Annotated in this window: 20 protein-coding genes and 1 pseudogene; 10 read left to right on the top strand and 11 right to left on the bottom strand. The window is 70.1% G+C overall.

Annotation, left to right across the window (positions count from 1 at the left end):
* Nucleotides 1-43: 43 nt before the first annotated feature.
* Nucleotides 44-802, bottom strand: coding sequence for a hypothetical protein (locus ASD47_RS03295; RefSeq protein ID WP_056751649.1), 759 nt, complete (start codon nt 800-802; stop codon nt 44-46).
* 71 nt (nt 803-873) lie between these two features.
* A complete protein-coding gene (locus tag ASD47_RS03290; RefSeq protein WP_056751648.1) occupies nt 874-1875 on the bottom strand; it encodes a transporter in 1002 nt (333 codons plus the stop codon).
* A 197-nt stretch (nt 1876-2072) separates the two neighbouring features.
* On the opposite strand from ASD47_RS03290, the gene ASD47_RS03285 reads away from it, so the two are divergent.
* From ASD47_RS03285 to ASD47_RS03265, 5 genes are all read left to right on the top strand, one after another.
* The gene (locus ASD47_RS03285) at nt 2073-2663 is read left to right on the top strand and encodes a GNAT family N-acetyltransferase (protein WP_028038474.1); all 591 of its coding nucleotides are present in this window, start codon (nt 2073-2075) and stop codon (nt 2661-2663) included.
* A gap of 227 nt (nt 2664-2890) precedes the next feature.
* On the top strand, nt 2891-4198 hold the full coding sequence (locus ASD47_RS03280) for a hypothetical protein (RefSeq protein WP_235525744.1): 1308 nt from the start codon (nt 2891-2893) through the stop codon (nt 4196-4198).
* An 85-nt stretch (nt 4199-4283) separates the two neighbouring features.
* Nucleotides 4284-5534 (top strand): hypothetical protein, encoded by a 1251-nt coding sequence (locus ASD47_RS03275; protein ID WP_056751644.1) that lies wholly within the window; start codon nt 4284-4286, stop codon nt 5532-5534.
* Between the two features lie 216 nt (nt 5535-5750).
* On the top strand, nt 5751-6473 hold the full coding sequence (locus ASD47_RS03270; protein ID WP_056751640.1) for a DUF4908 domain-containing protein: 723 nt from the start codon (nt 5751-5753) through the stop codon (nt 6471-6473).
* 101 nt (nt 6474-6574) lie between these two features.
* Nucleotides 6575-8119, top strand: a complete 1545-nt coding sequence (locus tag ASD47_RS03265) for an adenosine deaminase (protein ID WP_056751637.1) — start codon at nt 6575-6577, stop codon at nt 8117-8119.
* A 178-nt stretch (nt 8120-8297) separates the two neighbouring features.
* On the opposite strand, the gene ASD47_RS03260 is transcribed toward ASD47_RS03265, so the two are convergent.
* The 5 genes and pseudogenes from ASD47_RS03260 to mutL form a co-directional block, all read right to left on the bottom strand.
* Nucleotides 8298-9152 carry an NmrA family NAD(P)-binding protein gene (locus tag ASD47_RS03260; RefSeq protein WP_056751634.1) on the bottom strand — a complete coding sequence of 285 codons (855 nt, stop codon included), beginning with the start codon at nt 9150-9152 and terminating at the stop codon, nt 8298-8300.
* A 4-nt stretch (nt 9153-9156) separates the two neighbouring features.
* A complete protein-coding gene (locus ASD47_RS03255) occupies nt 9157-9585 on the bottom strand; it encodes a VOC family protein (RefSeq protein ID WP_056751632.1) in 429 nt (142 codons plus the stop codon).
* Between the two features lie 785 nt (nt 9586-10370).
* Nucleotides 10371-10451 (bottom strand): annotated as a pseudogene (locus tag ASD47_RS28075) (hypothetical protein); the annotation flags it as partial.
* Nucleotides 10452-10638: 187 nt separating this feature from the next.
* A complete protein-coding gene (locus ASD47_RS03250; RefSeq protein WP_056751629.1) occupies nt 10639-11697 on the bottom strand; it encodes a hypothetical protein in 1059 nt (352 codons plus the stop codon).
* Between the two features lie 9 nt (nt 11698-11706).
* Nucleotides 11707-13674, bottom strand: coding sequence for a DNA mismatch repair endonuclease MutL (gene mutL / locus ASD47_RS03245; RefSeq protein WP_056751625.1), 1968 nt, complete (start codon nt 13672-13674; stop codon nt 11707-11709).
* A gap of 138 nt (nt 13675-13812) precedes the next feature.
* Between mutL and ASD47_RS03240 the strand changes: the two genes are divergently transcribed.
* Nucleotides 13813-14805 (top strand): TraB/GumN family protein, encoded by a 993-nt coding sequence (locus ASD47_RS03240; RefSeq protein WP_235525743.1) that lies wholly within the window; start codon nt 13813-13815, stop codon nt 14803-14805.
* Between the two features lie 192 nt (nt 14806-14997).
* Nucleotides 14998-15948 (top strand): TraB/GumN family protein, encoded by a 951-nt coding sequence (locus ASD47_RS03235; protein WP_056751620.1) that lies wholly within the window; start codon nt 14998-15000, stop codon nt 15946-15948.
* Nucleotides 15949-16127: 179 nt separating this feature from the next.
* On the opposite strand, the gene ASD47_RS03230 is transcribed toward ASD47_RS03235, so the two are convergent.
* The 3 genes from ASD47_RS03230 to ileS form a co-directional block, all read right to left on the bottom strand.
* The gene (locus ASD47_RS03230; protein ID WP_056751618.1) at nt 16128-16694 is read right to left on the bottom strand and encodes a DUF3035 domain-containing protein; all 567 of its coding nucleotides are present in this window, start codon (nt 16692-16694) and stop codon (nt 16128-16130) included.
* A 259-nt stretch (nt 16695-16953) separates the two neighbouring features.
* Nucleotides 16954-17463, bottom strand: coding sequence for a signal peptidase II (gene lspA, locus ASD47_RS03225; RefSeq protein WP_056751615.1), 510 nt, complete (start codon nt 17461-17463; stop codon nt 16954-16956).
* Between the two features lie 171 nt (nt 17464-17634).
* Nucleotides 17635-20622, bottom strand: a complete 2988-nt coding sequence (gene ileS, locus ASD47_RS03220) for an isoleucine--tRNA ligase (RefSeq protein WP_056751612.1) — start codon at nt 20620-20622, stop codon at nt 17635-17637.
* A gap of 347 nt (nt 20623-20969) precedes the next feature.
* On the opposite strand from ileS, the gene ASD47_RS03215 reads away from it, so the two are divergent.
* Together ASD47_RS03215 and ASD47_RS03210 are read left to right on the top strand one after the other, a co-directional pair.
* On the top strand, nt 20970-22229 hold the full coding sequence (locus ASD47_RS03215) for an EAL domain-containing protein (protein WP_056751609.1): 1260 nt from the start codon (nt 20970-20972) through the stop codon (nt 22227-22229).
* 67 nt (nt 22230-22296) lie between these two features.
* Complete coding sequence (locus tag ASD47_RS03210; protein ID WP_235525742.1) at nt 22297-22836, top strand: hypothetical protein; 540 nt, start codon at nt 22297-22299, stop codon at nt 22834-22836.
* On the opposite strand, the gene ASD47_RS03205 is transcribed toward ASD47_RS03210, so the two are convergent.
* Nucleotides 22833-23240 (bottom strand): hypothetical protein, encoded by a 408-nt coding sequence (locus ASD47_RS03205; protein WP_056751603.1) that lies wholly within the window; start codon nt 23238-23240, stop codon nt 22833-22835. The two genes, ASD47_RS03210 and ASD47_RS03205, sit on opposite strands and share 4 nt — an antisense overlap.
* Nucleotides 23241-23336: 96 nt before the next feature.
* Between ASD47_RS03205 and ASD47_RS03200 the strand changes: the two genes are divergently transcribed.
* A complete protein-coding gene (locus tag ASD47_RS03200; RefSeq protein ID WP_056751602.1) occupies nt 23337-23804 on the top strand; it encodes a GNAT family N-acetyltransferase in 468 nt (155 codons plus the stop codon).
* Nucleotides 23805-23904 lie beyond the last annotated feature (100 nt).

The raw sequence follows: 23904 nt of genomic DNA, 5'->3' as shown, positions 1-23904 counted from the left end.
CTAGCACCGAAGGGCGTCGGGCGGCAAGCGGCCTCGAAAAACCCTATCGCCCGTTGATAACCTTGGCGCCCTTGGCGTCGAACCAGACGACGCCGTCGCCGACCATGGCCATGCCTTGCCGGACGAACATCTCGTGCGGAACAGCGTCCCGCAGCGCGACGAGCAGGGCTGGCGTGAAGATACTGTTCCACTGCGTCAGCAGTTCGGTCTTGTTGCGGATAGTTTTGGGACGGTCGCCGTTGACGCGCAGCGGATACGACACCGCATCGGCAGCCGCCGCTCGATCGCCGCGCACCGCGGCCTTCAGGAACTTGGCGGCCCGGGCCTCGACGACGGCGTCGGGCTCGTCGGTCATTTCTTCGTAGCGCCGGGCGCGGGGCGGCCCGTCGTACGAGGTCGAGAAGCCGATCTCGACCGGCAGGGTCCGGACGCCCTGGGTCCAGGTTCCGGCCAGACCGGTCGAGTTATAGAAGGTCAGGGTCTGGCCGCGCGTCGAGGCGTTCGAGACCAGATGCAGCCGAAACGCGCCGCCGCTGGGCTCCCGCAGAGTGAGGATGTCGCCGTCCATCCGCCCGGTCAACGGGATGTCGGTCAGCGTCTTGACGTAGAAATAGTGGCCGGACACGAAGTCGCGGTGGTCGCGCACGGTCAGCTGCATGCCGACCGGATAGGTCCCGATCTTGCCGCTTATGCCGAACGTGCTGAGGCCCTTGGGCGGATCCTCGGCGCGGGCGTTCGGGGCCAGGGCTAGGGCGAGGGTCGCGGCCACGCCGACCGCGGCTGCCTTGATTGCGAACGCCATTCGAAACTCCTCAGCGTTCGTCGAGCCTAGCCAGCTTCGTCGGGCGTCACCACCTTTCGGCGCGGCGGGGCCTACAGCACGTAGTTCACCGCGATCACGGGCGTCACCGAGGCGGTGGTGTTGCGGCCGGCCGGGATAATACGGGCGCCGGCGACCACGCCCAGGACGGGGCTGAAATTGTACTCCACGGCCGGGGCCAGAATCAGCGCCTGGCCGACGGGCGAGCGGCGTTCGTAGGCCGCGCCCGCGGCGTCGACGCCGGACACCGTGGTCGCCGCGTCGCGCTGGTAGGCCAGGTCGATCGCGGCCACCCAGCGCCGGGTCAGGCTGTACTCGAAGGCCAGGTCGACAATGAACGAGTCGCCCGGCCTGGCTCGGCCCGCGAAGCCGGTGGGCGTGCCGTAGACGCTGGCGCCCTCGACGTCGGCATGGCCCGAGCGGGTGTAGGCCAGGTTCAGGCGGGTGCGCAGGATCCGGCCGTTGGGCGTCCAGAAATAAGTCTGGGAGTTGAGGCCGACCGTGGTGGCGTAGGCCCCGCTGCCGAAGCCGTCGTTGGGACGGGTGTCGAGCCGGTCGTGGCGGCCGGTGGGCAGGGTTTCCTGCAGCATCAGCGAGACCGTCGGCGTGCGGCCGCCCGGCTTGTACTGGGTCAGACGGTACTGGCCCTGGACGGTCAGGTCGCCCAGTTGCACGCCCGAGCTCGACCGGCCGCCGGCCCGGCGATAGCCGAAGCGGGGGATCAGGCCGGCGGTGAAGGTGTCGGTGACGCCGTACAGCAGGTAGGTCTGGGAGCCGTAGGTGTCGGCGTCCGGCGCGGGGCGCCGCTTGCCCTTGCCGTCGATTATGCCGTACGGCTTGGCGTCATAGAGGTAGGGCTCGATCAGGGCCCGGCCCTTGGGCAGGGTCGAGGCGCCGGAGGCGAGGATCGGCCCGGTCCACCAGGCGTCGTCCAGCGCCTGCCGGGGCGGAGCGGCGTCCTTGGCGAACGCCGGGGCGAAAGCGGTAGCGGCCACGGCCAGCCAGGCCAGAAGCGACGCCATGCCCAGGCGGGCCCCTAGCGCGTGCGAAATCATCGATCGTCTCCCCCGTCGGCGTCGCGGCCTTGGGCGGCCGGCGATCTCGTTAGACGGTCGTGCGCGCGACCGCCGCCCGGAACTTGCGACAACATCGTGTCAGGATATGTCAGCAGGGTGAGCGGGATGAACGACCGAGGCGCCGGATCGCCGCGCGATCTTGCGCGAGGCCGGCGGGCGAGGGCATCCTGCCGCCCATGAACATCCAGATTCGCCCCCTCGAAGGCCGCCACGTGCGGCTGGAACCGATCACGCCAGAGCTGCGCGCCGAGTTGAAGGGCGCGATCGACTGCGATCCCGAGAGCTGGGAGATCATGTCGACCAACGGCTGCGGCGAGGGCTTCGCCGACTGGTGGGGCGCGCTGAAGGGCGAAACCGAGCGCGGCGAGCGGATCGGCTTCGCCATCCGCCGGCTGAAGGATGGCAAGGTGGTCGGCACGTCCAGCTACCTGAACATCCGCAAGCTGCATCGCGGCCTGGAGGTCGGCTCGACCTTCCTGCATCCCGACGCTCGTTCGGGCCCGGTCAATCCGGAGTCCAAGCTGCTGCTGCTCAAGCACGCCTTCGACTCCGGGGCGATCCGGGTGGAGTTCATGGTCGACGTCCGCAACGCCCGCAGCCAGGCCGCCGTCGAGAAGCTGGGCGCCGACAAGGACGGCGTGCTGCGCAACCACAAGATCACCTGGACCGGCCACGTGCGCGACACCGCCGTGTTCTCGATCACCGACGCCGACTGGCCGGGCGTGCGCCAGCGGCTGGACTTCCGGCTGCAGGAAACCTTCGCCTAGAGCGCGTTGGGCGAAAGTGTGCGCGGTTCGCCGGCTAACGCGCCCTAGGTCCGTGAACAGGGAGGCGTCCCAAAGGAGCAAGAATGCCGCTCCTGGGTCGCCGCCAATTGTCACAGTTTTGCGAAGAATGCCGATCTTCGAGGTAAAGATCGCGTTAGCTATGTCTTCGTAAAGCTTTCGCCAAGCTTTCGCACGTAGTTTCCGACCCCATGACGGCTATTGCGTGCTTGAGAATTCTGTTCGCCGGGACCGCCGAGGCGGGACGGAGCCTCCCGGCCGCCCAGGTGCAAGCCGCCGCGGACCTGTATCTCAAGCATCGCTGGAAGGCCCCGCGCCGCTACGGCGCCGTCGCGTCCCTGGCCTTCGTCCTGGCCGACACCAAGGCCGAACGCCTCGATCCCGTCGAGATGCAGACCCTGGCGGTCGAGTTGGAAGCGGGCCTGTTCCCGGGACGTGAGGCCGGCCAGGTCTGCCTGCTGACCTTCGAGGGCGACGAGACCGCGGTCCTGCAGTTCGCCAGCCTGTCCCAGGCGTCGCTGGCCAGCCTGATCGCCGGCCGCGGCTATGCCGGTCCGCCCGGCCATGTGCAGGTGATTACCGCCGCGGCAATCCGGGCCGTGCCCAGCGCGCCCAGCGAGGCCGTGGTCGACGAAGTGCTGCGCAACGCCCTGAGCCAGACGGCGCCCGCCGAGCCGGCGCCAGAGCCCGCCGCCCAGGCCCAGGCCAAGGCTCCGGGCCTGGCCGCCCGTCCAACCGTCTCGGCCGCGGCGAGCCGGCCCGCCGCCCCTCGGCCCGCGCCGGTCGCCGACAAGCCCAAGCCGCCGCCTCCGCCCGCCACCGGCTGGTGGGGCCTCTACCATCCGCCGTCGGAATCCTTCGTCGGCGCGGCGATCGGCCTGCGGGCCGACCTGGCCGCCCCGCGTCCCAGCGAGGACGCCGCCCTGCTGACCCGCGACCTGACCTGCCTGAACGACGCCCAGGCGGCGTTCGCCCATCCCGCCTTCCAGAAGGGGGCGGGCGACGTGGGCATGCTGTTCGTGCCGTTCAGCTTCTGGAACCTGACCAACCCGGCCTCGCAGGAAGCCTACAAGCGCCGCCTGTCGCGCTATCCGCTGGACATGCAGACCCGACTGGGGGCCACGGTCTACGATACGCCGCGGGAGCCTTCGCTGGGCCTGCTGGGTCAGATCCGGACATTCCTGCAGCCGCACTTCGCCTTCATCGACCTGAACATCACCGAGCCGAACTTCCCGGTCGCCACCTTGCCGGGCGATCTGGCCACCAGCATCACCCTGTCCTTGCCCGAGGACGACCTGCGGGCCCGGGTCGAGGCGATCGGCCAGTTTGCGGCCGCCCAAGGGGCCTATCGCGCCAAGGGGGTCCGGCAGGGCGTGGCCGGTCTGCGCGACCTCCGGGAGCTGGAAGCCTGCCGCGCCGCCGGCCTGCGCTTCGTCTGCGGCCCGGCGATCAGCGACCTGATGGCCAGCCCGATCGGCGCAGCTCCGGCCCTGGGCCTGCCGCTGAAAGTCGCCTGACGCCGACGGCGCCGCGACAGTGGGTCGCGGAAAATTTCTCGCGTTTGAGTCGATTCCGCTAACCTTCCGCGCGTAGGGTAGCGGCATGACTGCAATCGCGTGCTTGAAGGTCTTCGTGGGCGACGAACTGCGGTTCGCCGACAACGACACCATGGCCGGCTTGGTCGGCAAGGTGGCGGGCGCCTATCTGGAGACGACCTGGCTGTGGCCACGCCGTTACGGCCTGGTCGCGCCGTTCTCGTTTGTCCTGGCCGACCCGCGCGCCACCGCGCTGGACGCCCGCGAGTTGCAGGCCCTGGCCCGCGACCTACAGTTCAAGCTGTTCGGCGACAAGGGCGACGGCGACATCGCCCTGCTGATGTTCGAGGGGGACCAGACCGACGTCATGCGCTTCGCCGGCATCAACGGCGCGCAGTTGAAGGCCTTGCTGGACGGCGAGGGCGAAAGTCCGTTCGCCGGACGCGTCTGCCGGATCACCCCGACCGAAGTCAGCTCGGTGGTGCCCAAGGGCGGGCCGGTCTGCGGCGCGCCGACCATGGAGGAACTGGCGGCGCTGGCGGCGGAGGACGACGCCGAACTCGCCGGTCCCCCGGCCCGCGTCGGCTATCGCGGCGTCTATCACGGCCCCCGCCAGACCTTCATCGGCAGCGTCGCGGTCTGGCGCCAGGCCCAGGTGGCCTCCGCCTTTGGCCTCACGCCGCCGCATGTCGAGATCAACCGCCCCGAGGAGGACATCCTGATCCTGGGCGGCGCCGCCGCGGCCCTGGCCGCGGTGCCTGTGGGGGTGATGTTCTTCCCGATCAGCTTCTCGACCCTGGTCAAGCCGCGGGCCCGCGCCGAGCTGCTGCCGCACCTTGAAGCGCTGCCGCGCGGATCGCGGCTGCGCCTGGCGGTCGGCGTCTACGATACGCCCCGCGCCCCCTCCTTCTCGGCCCTGTCGCAGATCAAGCGGTTCCTGGAGCCGTTCTTTGGCCGGGTCGACCTGCGGGTCACCGATCCGGCCTTCCAGATCGACGAGTTGCCGCCGGGCCTGGCCAGCAGCGTCACCCTGACCCTGCCGCCGGGCGACGAGCCCACCCGGCTGGCGGCGGTCAGCCGGTTCGTGCGGGAGGGACCCGCCTATCGCCGCAAGCAGGTCTGGCAGGGCGTCGCCGACGTTCGCACCCGTCGCGAGCTGAACCATTGCATCGAGTTGGGCCTGCCGTTCATGACCGGCGAGGCGGTGACCGACCTGCTGGAGCAGCCGATCGGCGCCAGCCCGCTGCCGTGGCTGAACCTGCCGCTGCACGACTGGTCGGTGACGCCCGAGGCCGGATCCGTCTCGTCCGTGGCCTGATCGACGGCGCTGTGCGAGGGGCCATGGTCATTCTTTCGCCGCGATAACCGTCAAGCTTCCCGCCTCGAGGTTGGCGGGCGATCTCGTGACGCTCCGGGCTGTTCGGAGCAGTGGTCGGCGGCGGCGCCGTGGGCCCGACGGGATCACGCGTTGCACCGCCCTTCCATCACTTCCAGGCGACCGACCCGCCGCCGGACAGGGTGGATCCTGGCCTCGATGATGCTGCTGGCGGCCGGACCGCCGGCGGAGAACGCCAGGGCCGACACCCTGAAGCAGCGCCTGGAGGCCCGGGTCGGCCTGCGGGCCCGGCCCGTGTTCGCGCCCAGCGGACGCTTCCGTACCGAAAGCGGCGACATCTTCGTCCTGGACCGCACCGGTCCCAAGGCCCTGCTGAAGTTCCAGAACCGCGACGAGGTCTGGGCGCTGGAGGGCCATCCCGCGCCGCGGGGCGACACGGTGTTCAAGAACGACGTCGGCGAAACCGTGCTGCGCGCCAGCAAGCTGGGCGGCCTGACCCTGTTCACGCGGCGGACGCCGAACGGCCAGGCCGTGACGCTGGTCGGCCCCGGCGAGCCGTTGTCGACCCGCCGCCCGCTGTCGTTGGTGGCGCTGCTGCGGGCCGTGGTGGCCTCGGGCCACCGGGCCACCCGCGCCGCCCAGCACCCACTGGCCGTCACCTCGGAGGACGAGATCACGGCCGAGACGGCGGCGCCGATCGCCGACGCGGCCGCCGTCGTCGCCGAGGCCTTCGAGGACCTCGACCGTTCGGGCCGGCGCGACCTGCTGGCCCGTTGGCGGCGGGTGGTCCTGGTCCTGGGCGACAGGGCCGAGGTCAAGGCCGACGGCGACGTCCTGGTGATCGGGCTGAATCCGAAGACCGGACCCGCCGGCCGGCCGTCATCGGCCAGGATCGTCCGGGCCTTGAAGCGGGGGCGCTGAACAGGCGGAAACCCTCCGTACCGGGAGCGTCGTTTGGGGGCTGGATTTGCCGGGCGACGCAACGCACCTTGGATCCGCGGGAAGCAGGGGCGGGGGAGACGATGATCGGCGCGAAACGATTGGCGGGCGCGGCCTTGGGCGCCCTGCTGCTGGCGGGCTCGGCTCAGGCGGCCCAAGCCGCCCAGAAGGCCGCCCAGAAGGCCGCCGGGTCGCCGGAGGCCCGCACGGCCGCCCGCTTCGAGGCCGTCGCCAGGAACCGCGCCCAGTTGCGGCTGTTCCTGCGGGCCATGCCCAAGGGCGGCGACCTGCACAACCACCTGGTGGGCGCGGCCTATGCCGAGGACTTCCTGGCCTGGGCCGACGCCGACGGCCTTTGCGTGACCACCGGCCCCCTGCCGGCCATCGCCGCAGGCCCGTGCGACGCGCCGGGCAAGGTCTCGGCCAAGGACCTGGGCAAGACCAATCCGGCGCTCTACAGCCGGGCGATCAACGCCTTGTCGATGAGAAGCTACCACCCCGGCGCCGACGGGGCCCTGCCGTCCGGCCACGACCAGTTCTTCTCGACCTTCGCCCGCTTCGGAACCGTGACCGACGGCAACCTGTCGGGTCTGCTGGCGGTGGCGCGCGACTACGCGGCCGGCGACCATGTGGCCTATGTCGAGACCTCGGTGAACCCCTCGGCCATGTACGACCTGGTCGCCCCGGTCCGCAACGCGCCCTGGGACGGCGACATGGCCAAGGCCCTGGCGGCCCTGGAGCCGGGCATCCCGGCCATGACCGCCAAGGCCCGCCAGCAGTTCGACGCCGCCGAAGCGGAGGCCGACCGCCGTCAGGGCTGCCTGGCCCAGAAGCCGCGCACCGGCCCCTGCGCCGTGACGCTGGGCTACCAGGCCTTCGCCGTGCGTATCCTGCCGCCCAGCGTGGTCTTCGCCCAGCTGACGGCGGCCTTCGCCCTGGCCCAGGCCGACCCGCGCTTCGTCGGGGTCAACATCGTCGCCCCCGAGGACGACCCCACCGCCCTGGCCGACTACGCCCTGCACATGCGGATGCTGCAGTTCCTGCACGCCCGCTATCCGGACGTGAAGCTGTCGCTGCACGCCGGCGAGCTGACCCTGGGCCTGGTCCCGCCGCGCGACCTGCGCTTCCACATCCGCCAGGCGGTCGAGACAGCCGGGGCCCGCCGCATCGGCCATGGGGTCGACATCGCCTACGAGGACGACGCCCCGGCCCTGCTGGCCCGCATGGCTCGCGACAAGGTCGCCGTCGAGGTCAACCTGACCAGCAACGACGTCATCCTGGGCGTCAAGGGCGGCGACCACCCTCTGGCCCTCTACCGTCAGGCCGGGGTGCCGTTCGTGCTGTCCACCGACGACGAGGGCGTCTCGCGCATAGACCTGACCAACGAGTATCTGCGGGCCGTGACCGAGCAGGGCCTGGGCTATGCCGACCTGAAGGCCGCGGCCCGGGCCAGCCTGGAATACGCCTTCCTGCCCGGCCCCAGCCTGTGGGCCGCGCCGCGCACGCCGGTCGCCGCCTGCGCCAGGCCGGGCCCGGCCTGCGACGCCTTCCTGGCCGGCAGCCGCAAGGCCGCGGCCCAATGGCGGCTGGAGCGCGAGTTCGAGGCGTTCGAGGCGGGGCCTCGCTAGCCCCGCTCTCCACAACCGTCATCCCGGGCCTTGTGCCCGGGACCCCTCTATCCGCCGCCCGTGCAGTGGGGGCGGTTCGCCAGCGAACCGCTTGTTCCGCACCGTCGGCTGAACCAGGGGTCCCGGGCACAAGGCCCGGGATGACGGTGAGAAGGGGGGCAGCGATCGATCCCCGCCCTCACCCCCGCCGCACCAGTTCGCCGATGTACTGCTCCAGGGTCACGGTCCCCCGGCGCGGGGCCTCGGGCTTGAACGCCGTGTCGGCGGTGAGCTCGGTCATGCGGGTGTAGGACGCGGCGGCGGGTTCGGAGAAGCCCAGGGCGCGGTAGGCCGCCTCCCACTGGTCGCGCGGCGTGACCTTCGGCTCGACCGGCCGTCCCAGCGCCTGGGCGAAGGCGGCGGCCACGTCGGCCGGGGAATAGCGCGCGGGGCCTTCCACATAGCGGGTCCCCTCCTGGCCGACCGGCTCGCGCAGGAAGTCGGCGGCGGCGCGGCCCAGGTCGACCGGGGCCACCATCGGCAGCTTCAGCTCGGCCGGCAGCATGGTCGGCAGCGCGCCCTGCCGGGCCTGGTCCAGCGCGGCGTCCCAGTTGCTCATGTAGTAGGCCGCCCGCTGCACGGTGACCGGGATCGGCTGGGCGGCCAGGGCCTGCTCGAAGTCGTACAGGATGTTGAGGTCGCCGCACCGCTCGCCCGGCTGGGCGCCGTAGGTCGACTCGGCCACCACCTTCTCCAGGCCCGAGCCCTCCAGCGCCGCGACGATGCCGGCGAAGGTGCGGTGCTCCTCGACCTCGGTGTCGGTCGACGGGGCGGCGGACGGGTTCAGCAGGAAGGCGCGTCGGCCGCGCCGCAGCACCGCCCGCAGCCCGTCCGGATCCAGCACGTCGGCCACCGCCGTTTCCGCGCCCTTGGCCCGCCAGGCGGCGGCCTTGTCCTCATGGTGGAGCACGACGGTGACCGGCTCGCCGGCCGCCAGCAGGGTCTCGGCCACGGCCGGGCCGACATGGCCGGTGGCGCCCAGCACGATGAACATGGCGCTAGCCCTCCTTCGGCGCTTCGAAGGTGATCACCACGCTGTCGGCCGAGCGGTCCGCCGGGCCGTGATAGACCGCCTCGATGTTGTTGCCGTCCGGGTCATAGGCGAAGGCGGCGTAGTAGCCAGGGTGGTAGGGCCGCTCGCCGGGCCCGCCGTTGTCGCGCCCGCCATTGGCCAGGGCGGCGGCGTGGAAGCGCTGGACGGTCGCCTGGTCCGGGGCCTGGAAGGCCAGGTGCACGTGGCTGGCCGGCTCGCCGACGTCGATCCACAGCTCGTCGGCGTAGAAATGGTCGCCGGCCCCGGGGATCTCGCCCTCGACGATCGGCACGCCCACCGCCTCGAGCACGGCCTTGTAGAACCGCTTCATGGCCGGCAGGTCCTGGGTGCGCAGGTGGACGTGGTCGATCAGGCGGCCGCGATGGAGTTGCATGGGGAGGCCTCCGGTTGGGGGGTGTTCCGGCATCAACGTGGAGGTGTGCGGCGCAGTTTCCGGCGGCGGCCAAGCGTGACTGTTCCGGGGGGTAACGCTGCTATCCCACGGGCAGGGGCGCGGCGTCGCTCTCTCACGCGGCTGGCCGCTGAGCTATCGGAAAGGGTCGCGGAGCGCCGGACATCGTCCGGAGTTTGAAAATGAATACCGTTTTCGACGAAGCCCGATCGCTCCGCGCGGTCGTTATCCGGAAGCCCGCGGCGCTGTCCCGGACCGCGAGCGCGTCACCGCCCGCCTGTTGCTCCGCCAGCCCTCGCGCCACGTCGTTTTTGTGTTCCAGGCCCGACCGGCTCCAGAGACGCGAGGTTTGATGCTGTCCATACGCACGCGGACAACACCGCCGACAGAGCTTCCCGCTCGATCGCCCCCCGCCGCCGCATCGGTCGCTGGCCATGCGCCCTTTCCCTGCGACGAGGTGAGGTCAGGATACGGCCGGTCTGGAGGGGTGGGGATCAATTTGGGTCGAAAAAGTTCAGGGCGTTGAAATCGCTGGGCCTTCGTCGCTATCCGCCGAGCATAAGTCTCCAAAGCCTTCTTTCCTCCGGGAGAGCGTGAAGACGGCGCTGCGTCCCCATACCCCGTCATCCTCGGACTTGTTCCGAGGACCCCTCGTTCAGCCGAACTGTCGGCGCCACGAGGCCGCGAGCTCGCCGCTTCACGGATCGTCCTTCTTGGCGGCGGAGGCAGGGGTCCTCGGAACAAGTCCGAGGATGACGGCCTTTGGGGGGCGTCGGTGTGAAGCCGGACGGGGTGAAACCTCTCACCCTCCCACCGCTTCGCGGCGGGCCCCTCCCTCTCCCATGAGAGAGGGTTCAGGAAGGGCGGCCCCTCCCGACCCCCGCCCGCAGCGGCGAGGCCGCGCCTTGAAACCTTGGCTGCCAGCATGCTCTGGGGACTGACCGAGTCAAGGACGGCGCGCCGCGCCGCCGCGACGCGGCCGCCGGAGGCGGTCCTTGACTCGGTCAGTCCCCAGAGCTCCCATCCACCAAGGCTTTAAGGCGTGGCTGCATCCGGCGGGGCGGATGGACGGTCTGACAAGCTGAGAATCTGAATCTTTTCCGACGAGGCGACGGCCAGCCGCCTTTCTCTCGGATCCCATGCGATCGGCGGTTCACTCTCGGCGGGTTGGGAGATGCAACCCGTCCAGTTTCCGCTCGAGATCTGGGGCCATCGCTCCACGATCCGCCCGGTCGGTAGGTGGACCAACTTGGGGTGCGTGAAAAGGGACAAGACATGCTGGGCGTCCACCGCCAGAAGTCGACCCATTGGTTCAGTGATGGCGGCGAGAGTCTCCCAATCTTCGAGGCTCGGCCTGTAGACGCCGATCATGCCGGGACGCAGCCGAGCATCTGGGTAGTCGGGATCGACGAGGTCCTCAGCGTCGGGATCGGAAGCCACGGCCACGCGATCGGCGTCCAGAAAGACGGCGGAAGCGATTTCCGCGACGTTGGTTATGGCCCCGCTGTCCTGGTCGAGGCTTGCGGGTTCACGAAGGGCGTCCTCAAGCGAATAGAAGGTCACCTCATAACATGGGTGCCAAATCCAGCCCGCGCTCATAAGCCACGCGCCAGCGCCAGCGCCGGCGCCAGCGCCACCGACCGCGAGACCCGAGTGGAAGACATCCACCGGCTTGACCTGGCCCTCTGTGCGAGCGGTCAGCCGTTGTCCAGTTTCCAGAAGATCGATTTCCAGTTGATTGTAACGGGCGGGGCAGTGCACCACGGCTGCGCGTCCGTCCGGCAAATCAAAGAGTGCGATCGGATAGTCGTAGAGATCGGCCTGATAATAGCTGCGGTCGATTTCCCTGAGGACCTCCTGGCCGCGAAGCACGACACCCTTCGTGCCGCGCCGCTCATAGAGCACCGTGTAATCACCGGATGGAGATTGGACTACACTGTCGAACCTGTAGCCGTAATGAATCCCCCCTGAAGTGGTGTTACCGTTCAGCTCGTAGATGCTCGTGCAATTCAGCCAGTCGACAAGCACGTCGCCCTGCCAAGCCAGGGACCGCGCTCCGACAACGGGCAGTTCCAGATAGTCGAAGGATGGCATCTGGCTTCCCTACCGCCGCCCAAACAACCGCTCAATATCCGCCAGCTTCAGCTCCACATAGGTCGGCCGCCCGTGGTTGCACTGGCCCGAGTGCGGCGTCGCCTCCATCTCGCGCAGCAGGGCGTTCATCTCCGCGCCATTGAGCCGCCGCCCCGCCCGGACGCTGCCGTGGCAGGCCATGGTGGAGCAGACCTCCTCCAGGCGCTCCTTCAGGGCCAGGGCCGCGCCGTTCTCGGCCAGGTCGTCGGCGATGTCGCGGACCAGGCCGGCGGCGTCGGTCTTGCCCAGCAGGGCCGGGGTCTCGCGGACCAGCACCGCGCCGGGGCCGAAGCTCTCGACGACCAGGCCCAGGGCCGCCAGTTCTTCCGAGCGGGCGACGACGCGTTCGGCCTCGGCGGGGTCCAGCTCGACCACCTCGGGCAGCAGCAGGGCCTGGCGGGCGACGCCGCCGGCCGCCATCTCGCCCTTCATCCGCTCGTAGACCAGGCGCTCGTGGGCGGCGTGCTGGTCGACGATGACCACGCCGTCGCGGGTCTGGGCGACGATATAGGTCTCGTGCACCTGGGCCCGGGCCGCGCCCAGCGGGAAGTCGACCGGGTCGAACGCCGGGCCGGGGCCTTCGCCCAGGCCGCCGCCGCCCGGGTAGGCGACATTGGGCGGGGCGTCGTAGTCGCCGAACGCCGCCTCGCGCACCGCCTCGGCCACGCCGCCGCCGCCCCCGCCGAACGCCTCGGCGCGGGTGGCGTAGGCCTCCTCCGGCGCCGCCTCGTAGCGGGCCGAGACGTCCGACAGGCCCGGCAGCACCTGGGGCGCCGGCCGCGTCCAGCCGCCCGCCTGCCAGGCCGAGAAGCCGGCGGGGGAGGGGCCCGGTTGATAGTTGGAATAGCCGCCCGACGCGGCCAGGCTCTGCGCCCGGATGGCGTCCAGGGCGCTGGCCGCCGTGGTGGTCGAGGCCCGGTGGCCGGCCGCCGCCAGGGCGTGGCGCAGGGCCCCGACGATCAGGCCGCGCACCAGGGCCGGGTCTCTGAACCGCACCTCGGCCTTGGCCGGGTGGACGTTGACGTCGACCTCGGCGGTGTCGAGGCTGATATAGAGGGCCGCCGTCGGGTGGCGGTCCCGCGCCAGAAAGTCGGCATAGGCCGCGCGCAGGGCCCCCTGCAGCAGCCGGTCGCGCACCGGGCGGCCGTTGACGAACAGGTACTGGTGGGCGGCGTTGCCGCGGTTGTAGGTGGGCAGGCCGGCGAAGCCCGTCAGCCGCACGCCGTCGCGGGTCTGGTCGATCTCGATGGCGTTGTCCTGGAAGTCGCGGCCCAGCACGGCCGACAGCCGGGCCAGGCGGCCTTGCGGGCCCGGATGCTCGGGCGGCAGACGGATGATCCGGCGGCCGTCGATGTCCAGGGAAAAGCCGACGCCCTCGTTGGCCATGGCCTGGCGCTTGATCTCCTCGGTGATCGCCAGGGCCTCGGCGCGTTCCGACTTCATGAACTTCAGCCGGGCGGGGGTGGCGTAGAACAGGTCGCGCACCTCGATCCGCGCCCCGTGGTCGCCGGCGAAGGCGGCGGGGGCCACCTCGCCGACCGCGCCGCCCTCGACCAGGATCGAGAAGGCGTCCTTGCTGCCCCTGGCCCGCGAGCTGATCGACAGCCGGGCCACCGAGCCGATCGAGGGCAGGGCCTCGCCGCGGAAGCCCATGGTGTGGATGCGCAGCAGGTCCCACAGGCCGTCGGCGTCGGGGGCCAGCTTGGAGGTGGCGTGGCGCTCGATGGCGACAGGCAGCTCCTCGGCGGACAGGCCGCAGCCGTCGTCGGCCACCAGGATGCGGGTCAGGCCGCCGCCATGGGCCTCGACCTCGATCCGCGTCGCGCCGGCGTCGATGGCGTTGTCGACCAGTTCCTTGATGGCGCTGGCCGGGCGCTCGACCACCTCGCCGGCGGCGATGCGGTTGACGGTCTCGGGCGGCAGGCGGCGGATCGGCATCGGGAACTCTCGTCAGGCGCCAGGGCGTTCGGCGCCGCATTGCGCCTTCGTAATTTGACCAGTCCAGCTTGGCCCGGTCCAACTGGCGAAGACCGATCATCCTAGATCGATTCCGCCCGCCTTCGAGGACCGTACATAGTGATCAAACACCGCCTTGCCGCCTGCGTCGCCCTGCTTGGCCTGCTGGCCGCCTCATCGGCCCTGGCCCAGCAGGCGGTCGACGCCTCCGGTCCGATCGACCTGCACAAGGTCGACCCCGAGGCCAACCTGGTCGAGGAGTTGGTGGTCAACGCCCCGATGCCCGGCCCGGCCTGGTGGCGGGTCAGCGACGCCGACACCACCGTCTATGTGCTGGGCGTGCCGGGCATGACGCCCAGCGACCTGACGTTCGACGACACGGTGCTGCGCCGCCGGCTGGACGGCGCCAACGTGCTGATCATGGGCCAGGAGGCCGAGGTCAGCGTCATCCGGCTGCTCAGCCTGGTGCTCGGCGGCCGCAAGCTGTTCCTGATGGACCGGCCCATGCGCGAGACCCTGCCGCCGGACCTGCGCGCCCGGCTGGAGGCGCGGCTGAAGGCCTCCAAGAAGAAGCCCGACGAGATGGACGACATCAAGCCCGCCTTCGCCGGCTTCGTGATCGGCAACTCGCAGGATGGCAACCTCTCGATCCACCTAGGCAGCCTCACCGACCAGATCAAGGCGCTGGCCAAGGACAAGGACCTGGCCAAGCGGCCGCGTATCCAGACCTTGGACGGCTACAGCCTGGTGGGGGCGATCAAGAGCCTGGCCTCGGCTCCCCAGCCGCTGCAGGAGCTGTGCCTGGACGCGGGCCTGCGCCAGGCCGACAGCGGCGACGGCGGGATCAAGGCCGTGGCGGACCGCTGGGCCAAGGGCCAGGTGCGGGCCCTGGTCTCGGCCGACCGCGGCTTCTCGCGCTGCCTGGCCTCGACCCCGTCGATCAGCCGCGAGCTGCGCGACGGCCAGAAGGACGCGGTCAAGGCCATCTCGTCGGCGCTGAAGACCCCCGGCAAGGCGGTGGCCGTGATCGAGCTGCGCTCCCTGCTGGCCGAGGGCGGGGTGCTGGAACAGCTGAAGGCCAAGGGCTTCACGGTGGAGACGCCGGGGGCGTGAACAGGAGATGCTTCCCTCCCCCTTGCGGGGAGGGTGGCCTCGCGAAGCGAGGTCGGGTGGGGGATCGGTGCAGGGCGCCCACGCGGCGGCGACGCCCCACCCACCAGCTTCGCTGGTCCCCCCTCCCCATGAAGGGGAGGGACAGCCGCTGAGAAGAAGTGCGAGAAGTTTGCCTTGTCCCGGAGACCTGACATGCGGCGATCATGGACCTGGGTGCTGGCGGCCCTCGCCCTCACCGCCGCCGCGCCGGCCCACGCCCAGACCGCGCCGCCGGCCCTGGACGACCCCGAGGCCAATGTCGTCGAGGCCCTGGTCGTGGCGGCCAGGCTGCCCGGCCCGGCCTGGTGGAAAATCGCTGACGGCGACACCACGCTCTACATGCTGGGCGTGCTGCAGGCCCTGCCGCGCGGCCAGGGCTGGGACACCAGCGTGCTGGACCATCGGCTGGACGGGGCCTTCGCGGTGATCCTGCCGCCGGAGGGCAAGGCCGGGCTGGGCGACGTTCCGGCCGCCCTGGCGCTGCGCAAGCGGCTCAGGTCCGACGCGCCGCTGGACGCCGCCGTCGGCGACCTGGCGCCCAAGCTGGCGCGGGCCCGGGCGACCCTGCGCAAACCCGTCGACGCCTATGACGGCTGGAACCCGCTGGGGGCGGGGATCATGATGGCCGGCGACTATCGCAAGACGGTCCGGCTGGAGCCGGACGAACCGGAGCGGACGATCCAGCGCCTGGCCCGCAAGCATCGGGTCAAGGTCCGGCCGGCCGCCACCTACAAGGTCATGCCGCTGATCAAGACGGCGGTGCGCGGCCATTCGCGCGAGGCCGGTCTGCTGTGCCTGGAAGGCGTGCTCGACGAGGTCAACGCCGGACCCGAGGCCGCGCGCGAGGCCGCCCGGGCCTGGGCGCGGGGCGACGTGCGCGGCGCGATCGCCGGTCCGCGCAACTTCCAGCGCTGCCTGCTGGCCCTGCCGGGCATGGCCGACCTGGAGCGCCAGGGGACCCGCGACGAGGTCGAGGCCCTGAGCGCGGCGATGCGCACGCCCGGCCATGCGGTGGCGGTCTATGGGATCCGGAGTCTGGTGGCCCGCGGCGGCGTGCTGGACCAGATGCGGGCGCGGGGATTTTTGGTGACGGCGCCGGAGTAGGGGGCAAAGACCCCCTCAGTCGCTTCGCGACAGCTCCCCCAAAGGGGGGGCATCTGGGCGCCGACAGATCCTCCCCCTTTGGGCGAGGTGGCCCGGAGGGCCGGAGGGGGTCTGCGGCCAAAGAAAGAGGCCCGGAAGTTTCCTTGCGAGCCTCTTTCCAGAGTTCAGCGCCCCAGGCCCTACAGGCCCGGCAGCTTGATCTTGCCCTGCTTTTCGCGGGTGATGATGATCGTGCCGTTGCCGGTCAGGGCCTTCAGGCGGGCCTCCTCGGCGGCCGCGTCGACGGTGACGGATTCGGTGGCGCCGGTCTCGGCGGCGGTCGGGGCGGCGGTCTTGTCGCCCTTCTTCCAGAACATCACCTTGCTGGCGAAGCTCTCGTCCTTGTGGGCCAGGTCGCCGTTCTCGTCGTCGACGACGAAGCGGATCAGCGGGTCGGCCTTGTCGACGCCGGCCTTGGAGACCAGCAGCTTCTCGCCGTCCGAGCGGCCGGCGGCGTTGCTTTGGCCGATCAGGGCCTGGCGCGCGGCGCTTTCAGGCTGCAGTTCCTGCGGGCGCGGCTCGCCGGGAGCCGGCGGGCGCAGGCTGTAGTCGGGCGGCACCACCAGCGGGGCCTTGGTGACGACGCGGAACTCGTCCGGAACGACCTTGCTCATGCCCAGCGCCTTCGACGCGGACTGGCAGCCGGCCAGGCCCGTGGCGGCCACGACGGCCAAAGCGCCCAGGGTCGCGACCCGATAGAAACTCATGAACCTGCTCCAGCGGCCCCCCGGGCCGTAAATTCGGACGCTCTCGATACGACATCCGAGGCCGGGCGCCAATCTTCCTTGAGATCGTGGCTACGTTAGGGCGCTTGTGTCGCCTCAGAGCCAGATCGGCGTTCGAGGCCGGTGCGTGGTCCTCATCCTTCGACAAGCTCAGGATGAGGACCGTTCTTGAGGCCGGACGCCGGAAAAACCTCATCCTGAGCCTGTCGAAGGACGAGGTTTTCGCCTCCGCCCGCTGGTCCTACAGCCCGTGGCCGTCGGGATTGGCCAGCTTTTTCTCTTCCGACAGGAAGCTGTCCAGCAGCAGCAGGCAGACCCCGACCGTGATGCCCGAGTCGGCGACGTTGAACACCCAGGGGAAGTGGATCCGCGACACGTCGATGAAATCGACGACATAGCCGTAGCGGATGCGGTCGATCAGGTTGTTGCCGAACGCCCCGCCGATGATCAGGCCGATGCCGGCCGCCATCAGCGGCTTGGTCGCTTTGCGGGCCCAGATCGCCAGGCCGATCACCACGACGGCCGAGAAGATCGTCAGCAGCCAGCGGCTGAGCTCCGAGCCGCGGAACAGGCCGAAGCTCATGCCGAAATTGTGCACCAGGGTCAGGTAGAACGGCCCGGCCACCTGCTGGCTGGCGCCGGGCGCGGTTCCCAGCGTCGACAGGATCCAGGCCTTGCTGACCTGGTCCAGCACGACGGTGATCACGGCGATCAGATAGGCGGTCCAGCCGAGGCGGGTGATCTTGAGCATTCTTCACTTTTCCTTAGATCCTCTCCCAGAGGGAGAGGAAGGGGCCCGCCGCGCAGCGGTGGGAAGGTGAGGGGTTACGCCGTTGGCCGGGCGCCATCTGGCGCCTTAACCCCTCACCCTCCCACGCCTGGCGGCGCGGGTCCCTCCCTCTCCCTCTGGGAGAGGGTGATCTTAAACCGCGTGCACGCTATCCCACCACGCCACCGCTTCGGCGTCGCGCAGGCTGAGTTCCGGATAGCGCGGGTCGGTGCCCACCTCCGGCAGGATGCGCCACGAGCGGGCGCACTTCCTGCCCTCGGCCAGCTTCGGCTCTACGGCCACGCCCTTGACCTCGTCCACGGCGAAGGCCCCGGAGGCCTGGCCGGCGACCAGGGTCGCCTGGCTGGTGCGGAACACCTCGGCCGCGTCGATGCCGTCGAAGGCCGCCAGCAGGTCGGGGGCGGCGATGTGCACCAGCGGCGCGGCCTCAAGCGCCGAGCCGATCCGCTTCTCGCGGCGCTCGACCTCCAGGGCGGCGGTCACCACCGAGGTCACGGTCTCGACCTTGGCCCAGCGCGCGGCTTCGGCGTCGTTGCGCCACGTCGCCGGGGTCTCCGGCATCACCCGCAGCACGTTGCTGCCCGCGTCGGGGAAGCGCGTGGTCCAGGCCTCTTCCATCGTGAAGCTGGTTAGCGGCGACAGCCACACGGTCAGGCGCTCGAACACGTAGTCCAGCACCGTGCGGTAGGCCCGGCGGCGCAGGGCGGTGGGCGCGTCGCAATAGAGGCTGTCCTTGCGGATGTCGAAGAACAGGGCCGACAGGTCGCCCTGGCAGAAGTCGATCAGCGGCCGGATCACGTCGCTGAAGCGATAGGCCTCGTAGGCGGCCTTCACCTGGGCGTCGAGCTCCCACAGCCGGTGCAGGATGTACTTTTCCAGCGGCGGAAAGTCGGCGTAGTCGGTGACCCGCTCGGCCTCGTCGAAGCCGGCCAGGGCGCCCAGCAGGTAGCGGGTGGTGTTGCGCAGCTTGCGATAGGCGTCGGTGGTGGTGGCCAGGATGGTCTTGCCGATCCGCTGGTCCTCCGAATAGTCGACCATCGCCGCCCACAGCCGCAGGATCTCGGCGCCGCTCTCCTTGGTGATGGTCTGGGGCTCGACGGTGTTGCCCTTGGACTTGGACATCTTCTCGCCGTTCTCGTCCTGGGTGAACCCGTGGGTCAGGACGCCCTTGTACGGCGCGCGGCCGCGCGTGCCGCAGCTCTCCAGAAGCGACGACTGGAACCAGCCGCGGTGCTGGTCGGAGCCTTCGAGGTAGAGGTCGGCCGGGCTGCGGCTGTCGTTGCGACCTTCCAGCGTGAAGGCGTGGGTCGAGCCGCTGTCGAACCAGACGTCGAGGATGTCGACGACCTTCTCGTACTGGGCTGGGTCGCGGTCGCCGAGGAAGTGGCTGTCCGGCAGTTCGAACCAGGCGTCGCTGCCGCCATCCTGGATGGCGTCGAGGATACGGCGGTTGACCGCCTCGTCCATCAGCGGGACGCCCGTCTCCTTGTCGACGAACATGGCGAGCGGCGTGCCCCAGGCGCGCTGGCGGCTGATCAGCCAGTCGGGCCGCGTCTCGACCATCGAGCCGATGCGGTTGCGGCCGGCGTCGGGGTGGAAGGCGGTGTCAGCGATGGCCTGGACGGCCGTCTCGCGCAGGGTCTTGCCGCCCAGCGACGGCACGGCCTGGTCCATGCGGATGAACCACTGCGGGGTGTTGCGGAAGATCACCGGGGCCTTGGAGCGCCAGCTGTGCGGGTAGCTGTGCTCGACGCGGCCGCGGGCCAGCAGGTTCCCGGCCTCGATCAGCTTGTCCATCACCGCGCCGTTGGCCGGGCCGAACTTGCCGGCCTTCTTGCCCTCGGTCTCGATGACCTTCAGGCCGGCGAACAGCGGCACGTGCGGGAAATAGGTGCCGTCGGGATCGACGGTGTCGGGGATGGAGTCATCGATCCTTTGCTGGATCGACGCCGGGAGTTTGCTGTTGAGAGCAGCGAAGCCGAGTCGCTTTTCGACCCATACAGCGTAGTCGTCTTGACCATGACCGGGCGCGGTATGGACGAAGCCGGTACCGGCATCGTCTGTCACGTGATCGCCGGCCAGCAGAGGGATTGGGATCTTGTAGCCGTCGTCCAGATCCCACAGCGGATGTTTGGCCGTGACGATGCTTGGGTCGGCTGCTTCCACCCGCTCCCAAGTGCCGATTTTGGCGGCTACACGAACTTGCTCGGCCAGCTTGTCGGCGACGATCAACTTTTCGCCGACATGAGCCCATGGCTCGAACTCGAGACCCTCTTCCAACGACCGCACGACGTAGGTCCCGTAGGAGATCGCGGGATTGAAGGAGATCGCTCGGCTCGCGGGGATTGTCCAAGGCGTCGTAGTCCAGATGACGATCTTGGCGTCCAGTGGATAGCTACGTTGATCATGCGGAGCGATGTGCAGAGTGGGATACTTCACCCACACCGTCGGGCTCGTGTGGTCGTGGTACTCGATCTCCGCGTCGGCCAGGGCCGTGCGCTCGACCGGGCTCCACATCACCGGTTTGGAGCCCCGATAGAGCTGGCCGCTGGTGGCGAACTTGTGGAACTCGGCGACGATGGTGGCTTCGCTGGCGTAGTCCATGGTGGCGTAGCGGTTCCACCAGTCGCCCAGCACGCCCAGGCGCTGGAACTCGACCTTTTGGGCCTCGATCCAGCCGGCGGCGTATTCGCGGCAGCGCTTGCGGAACTCGGCGGCCGGCACCTCGTCCTTGCGGCGGCCCTTGGCGCGGAACTCCTCCTCGATCTTCCACTCGATCGGCAGGCCGTGACAGTCCCAGCCGGGCACGTAGTCGACGTCGTAGCCCAGGGCGAAACGGCTGCGGACCACGAAGTCCTTCAGCGTCTTGTTCAGGGCGTGGCCGATGTGGATGGCGCCGTTGGCGTAGGGCGGGCCGTCGTGCAGCACGAACAGCGGGGCGTTCGCGGCCTGGCGGGCGGCGCGCACGGCGCCGTACAGGCCCTTGTCCGACAGGGCCGCCCAGCCCTCCAGGATCTCGGGCTCCTTCTTGGGCAGGCCGCCGCGCATCGGGAACGGGGTGTCGGGAAGGAAGACGGTTTCGCGGTAGTCGCGGGCGGTCGTCGTGGCGTCGTCGGCCATGGGAGAGCTATCCAGCGTAGGGGGTTCGGAAAAGGGTTGCGGGGTCGTCGTCCCGGCGCGCGCTGGAGCAGTCGTCCGGCGGCGTCACGCCGGGCGGTTAATTCGCGGGGTTTTCCGAACGAAAGGCATGGGCGGGGGATAGCAGAGGCGGAGGGGAGGGGCAAACGGGGATGGTCGACCGTTGTTTCCCACGGTTTGTACGGGCTGGCGCCGTTAACCTTTTCCGCGCGTTCACGAAGAGCTGATTTGTGGTTAAGGCGCGGCGTAATGGCTCAGAGTCGTTAATCTGTTCGACTCACGGCCAGCGCGACTCGCATACTGAGCTTGACGATTCGTAGGGAACTCGAATGCGAAGGCTGATGCTGGCGCTGCTGACCGGCGCCTATCTCTGTCTGGCCTTGGTGGTCTCCCTCGCCCTGTGGCGGATGGGAGCCGCGCCGGCCGTCGGCCTGGCCGCCTTCATCGGCGCCATGGGCCTGTGCTTCGCCATCCACGGCGTGATCGCCAATGTCCTGCAGGGCGCGGCCCTGCGCGTCGATATCGAGACCATCCGCGAGGCCCACGGCATCCTGCTGGAGCAGGTCGAGAAGGTCGACGCCCGCATCAGCGGCCTGCTGGAGACCGTCGCCGACGACGCCCAGCGCCGCTCGGCCGAGCTGACCAGCGAGGTCCATCAGCTGGAAGACCTGGTCGTGCGCATGAGCCAGCGCCTGGAGCACCAGCTGAGCTACCAGGTCGAGGTGGCCCGCGCCGAGCCGCGCGGCCGCTCGCCCCAGTCCAACGCCCTGATCGAGGTGGTGCAGGACGCCCTGGCCGAGAACCGGGTCGACCTCTATCTGCAGCCGGTGGTCAGCCTGCCCCAGCGCCGGACCGTGTTCTACGAGAGCTTCTCGCGCCTGCGCGACGACACCGGCCGGATCATGATGCCGGCCGAGTACCTGGCCGTGGCCGAGCCCGAGGGGCTGACCGCCGCGATCGACAACCTGCTGCTGTTCCGCTGCGTGCAGATCGTCCGCCGCCTGGCCAAGCAGGACCGCAAGGTCGGGATCTTCTGCAACATCTCGCTGGCCAGCCTGTCGGACGAGGCGTTCTTCGCCCAGTTCCTGGAGTTCCTGCAGGTCAACAAGGACCTGCACGGGGCCCTGATCTTCGAGCTGGGCCAGGCCGCCTTCAACGACCGCGGTCCGGTCGAGGCCCGCCACATGGCGCGGCTGGCCAGCCTGGGCTTCCGCTTCAGCCTGGACAAGGTCACCGACCTGGACCTCGACTTCCAGGACCTGGCCCGGGCCGACGTCAAGTTCCTGAAGGTCGGCGCCCAGATGATGCTGGACCAGCTGGAAGAGCAGGACGGCAAGCTGGTCATCGCCTCGCTGCCCGACCTGAACGCCGAGGACTTCGCTGGCCTGACCCGCCGCTACGGCATCGAGGTGATCGCCGAGAAGGTCGAGCACGAGCGCCAGGTGGTCGACGTGCTGGAGCTCGACATCGGCTACGCCCAGGGGCACCTGTTCGGCGAACCCCGCGCCATCCGCGACTCGATCATCGCCGAGGCCGATCCCCCCCAGGACTTCATGCGCGGCGCTCTGCGACGCGGGATGGGGCGGTAAGCTTCGCCCATTTGACCGCCGCCGCCACGCCGCCCTAAGGTTGTTCACGACCAAGGGGGACATCGTCATGCAAGCCGGACCGCCGCCCGCCTCGACGCCGCCCATGTCTTCGCCCCACGTGGCGCCCGCCCCCAGCACCGTCAAGGGCGCCAGCGCCACCATGACGGTCGTCGCCAGCGACCTGCGGCTGGTCCTGACCAAGGCCCGGCGGGCGGAAAGCGCCATGGTCCGCCACCAGGTGTTCCTGCGCTACGACGTCGACCGCAAGGTTCCCGACGGCGAGGACCAGCGGGCGGCGCAGTGCGGCTGGCGGCTGCGGGCCTATCTGCAGCGGTCGATCTGCTTTTCGTCGATGACCGGCCTGCTCGGCTGCACCGATCCGGTGTCGGAGGAGCTGCCCACGGGCGAGACCGGCGCGGCCGACCAGGGCCAGGACCCGGCCGCCAGCGCCTGCGACCTCAACTTCCCACCCGCCCGCGAGGCGCGCGACCGGGTGATCGCCGCCGTCAAGGCCGACGCCCAGGCCCGGTTCGACGAGGACTACGCCCTGAACATCAAGCCGCAGCTGCTGGCCTCGGGCGTCAAGATCGCCAAGCCGAGGTCCTAGACCCCGCTCGACGCGGGTTTGGGCGCGGGGCCGGGCGCGGGGGTGGTCTTCATCGAGGCGTCGGCCGATGCGCCGCCCCATTTGGCGCCGCTGGAGAACTCGAAAGCCACCCCGGCCTTGGCGGCGGCCTTGCCCAGGCCGACCAGTTCGCCGGCCGGCAGGCCCCCCGGCTTGGTGAAGGCGGCGCGCTCGCGGCCGTCGGCCAGCTTCTCGAGGTGCGCCTGAACCGGCGAGTCATGCAGCCTGTACTGGGCGATCAGCGCCTCGACCTTGTCGGGCGGGCCGGTCAGGACGACGCTGGTCGAGCTGGAGCCCGGCCCGCAGGCGGCCAGGAGGCCCGCCCCGGCGATCGCCAGAACGGCGGGGCCGGAGTGGAACATACGCCTGATGTCGAACCTGGCCATGTGGACCTCATGTGGAGCGGCGTCAGCCTGGACCGAAGCTGCCCCGCGAGCAACCCGGCGTTGCGGCCCGACGCTCCGGCCTCTAGAAACCCGCCCATGCTGATCGAAGCCACTGACGCCCATTTCGCCGCCCTGCTGGCTGGAGAGTCCCCTGAGGGTCTGGCCGTCGCCGAGGGCGGGGTCGAGGCGCCGGAGGTGCTGGCCATGCTGCGTGGCCTGTCCGCCCAGGTCGGCGAGAGCTTCCACCCCAACGCCTGGATGATCGTCGAGGACGGCGAGGTGGTGGGCCTGACCTCGCTGGTCCGCACGCCCTATGTCGGCGATACGGTGATGATCGGCTACGGCGTCGCCGCCTCGCGCCGCCAGCGCGGGATCGCCCGGCGGGCGGTGGCCGACCTGCTGGCCTGGGCGCGGGGCGACCACCGCGTCAAGACCGTCACCGCCGAGACCTCGATCCACAACGGCCCCTCGCAGCGGGTGCTGGAGGCCAACGGCTTCGAACGCACCGGCGAGCGAACGGACGAGGAGGATGGCGAGCTGTTCTGCTGGTCGGTGGGGGTTTAGCTGTCGTTTCCAAGAAGGTTGTTCACACGCTGCCAGGGTGTGAGACCTTTGATGCCGGCGTGTGGGCGGGCAAGGTTGTAGGCGTCGGTCCACGGCTTGA

This window comes from Caulobacter sp. Root1472 (genome assembly GCF_001426985.1).
Classification (GTDB): Bacteria; Pseudomonadota; Alphaproteobacteria; order Caulobacterales; family Caulobacteraceae; genus Caulobacter; species Caulobacter rhizosphaerae.
This window is presented reverse-complemented; position numbering and strand designations above follow the sequence as displayed.

Bases quoted from the DNA above. Each gene is read 5' to 3' on its own strand.
- ASD47_RS03295 (WP_056751649.1), bottom strand. From the start codon at position 802: ATGGCGTTCGCAATCAAGGCAGCCGCGGTCGGCGTGGCCGCGACCCTC.
- ASD47_RS03290 (WP_056751648.1), bottom strand. From the start codon at position 1,875: ATGATTTCGCACGCGCTAGGGGCCCGCCTGGGCATGGCGTCGCTTCTG.
- ASD47_RS03285 (WP_028038474.1), top strand. From the start codon at position 2,073: ATGAACATCCAGATTCGCCCCCTCGAAGGCCGCCACGTGCGGCTGGAA.
- ASD47_RS03275 (WP_056751644.1), top strand. From the start codon at position 4,284: ATGACTGCAATCGCGTGCTTGAAGGTCTTCGTGGGCGACGAACTGCGG.
- ASD47_RS03270 (WP_056751640.1), top strand. From the start codon at position 5,751: ATGATGCTGCTGGCGGCCGGACCGCCGGCGGAGAACGCCAGGGCCGAC.
- ASD47_RS03265 (WP_056751637.1), top strand. From the start codon at position 6,575: ATGATCGGCGCGAAACGATTGGCGGGCGCGGCCTTGGGCGCCCTGCTG.
- ASD47_RS03260 (WP_056751634.1), bottom strand. From the start codon at position 9,152: ATGTTCATCGTGCTGGGCGCCACCGGCCATGTCGGCCCGGCCGTGGCC.
- ASD47_RS03255 (WP_056751632.1), bottom strand. From the start codon at position 9,585: ATGCAACTCCATCGCGGCCGCCTGATCGACCACGTCCACCTGCGCACC.
- ASD47_RS03250 (WP_056751629.1), bottom strand. From the start codon at position 11,697: ATGCCATCCTTCGACTATCTGGAACTGCCCGTTGTCGGAGCGCGGTCC.
- mutL (WP_056751625.1), bottom strand. From the start codon at position 13,674: ATGCCGATCCGCCGCCTGCCGCCCGAGACCGTCAACCGCATCGCCGCC.
- ASD47_RS03235 (WP_056751620.1), top strand. From the start codon at position 14,998: ATGCGGCGATCATGGACCTGGGTGCTGGCGGCCCTCGCCCTCACCGCC.
- ASD47_RS03230 (WP_056751618.1), bottom strand. From the start codon at position 16,694: ATGAGTTTCTATCGGGTCGCGACCCTGGGCGCTTTGGCCGTCGTGGCC.
- lspA (WP_056751615.1), bottom strand. From the start codon at position 17,463: ATGCTCAAGATCACCCGCCTCGGCTGGACCGCCTATCTGATCGCCGTG.
- ileS (WP_056751612.1), bottom strand. From the start codon at position 20,622: ATGGCCGACGACGCCACGACGACCGCCCGCGACTACCGCGAAACCGTC.
- ASD47_RS03215 (WP_056751609.1), top strand. From the start codon at position 20,970: ATGCGAAGGCTGATGCTGGCGCTGCTGACCGGCGCCTATCTCTGTCTG.
- ASD47_RS03210 (WP_235525742.1), top strand. From the start codon at position 22,297: ATGCAAGCCGGACCGCCGCCCGCCTCGACGCCGCCCATGTCTTCGCCC.
- ASD47_RS03205 (WP_056751603.1), bottom strand. From the start codon at position 23,240: ATGGCCAGGTTCGACATCAGGCGTATGTTCCACTCCGGCCCCGCCGTT.
- ASD47_RS03200 (WP_056751602.1), top strand. From the start codon at position 23,337: ATGCTGATCGAAGCCACTGACGCCCATTTCGCCGCCCTGCTGGCTGGA.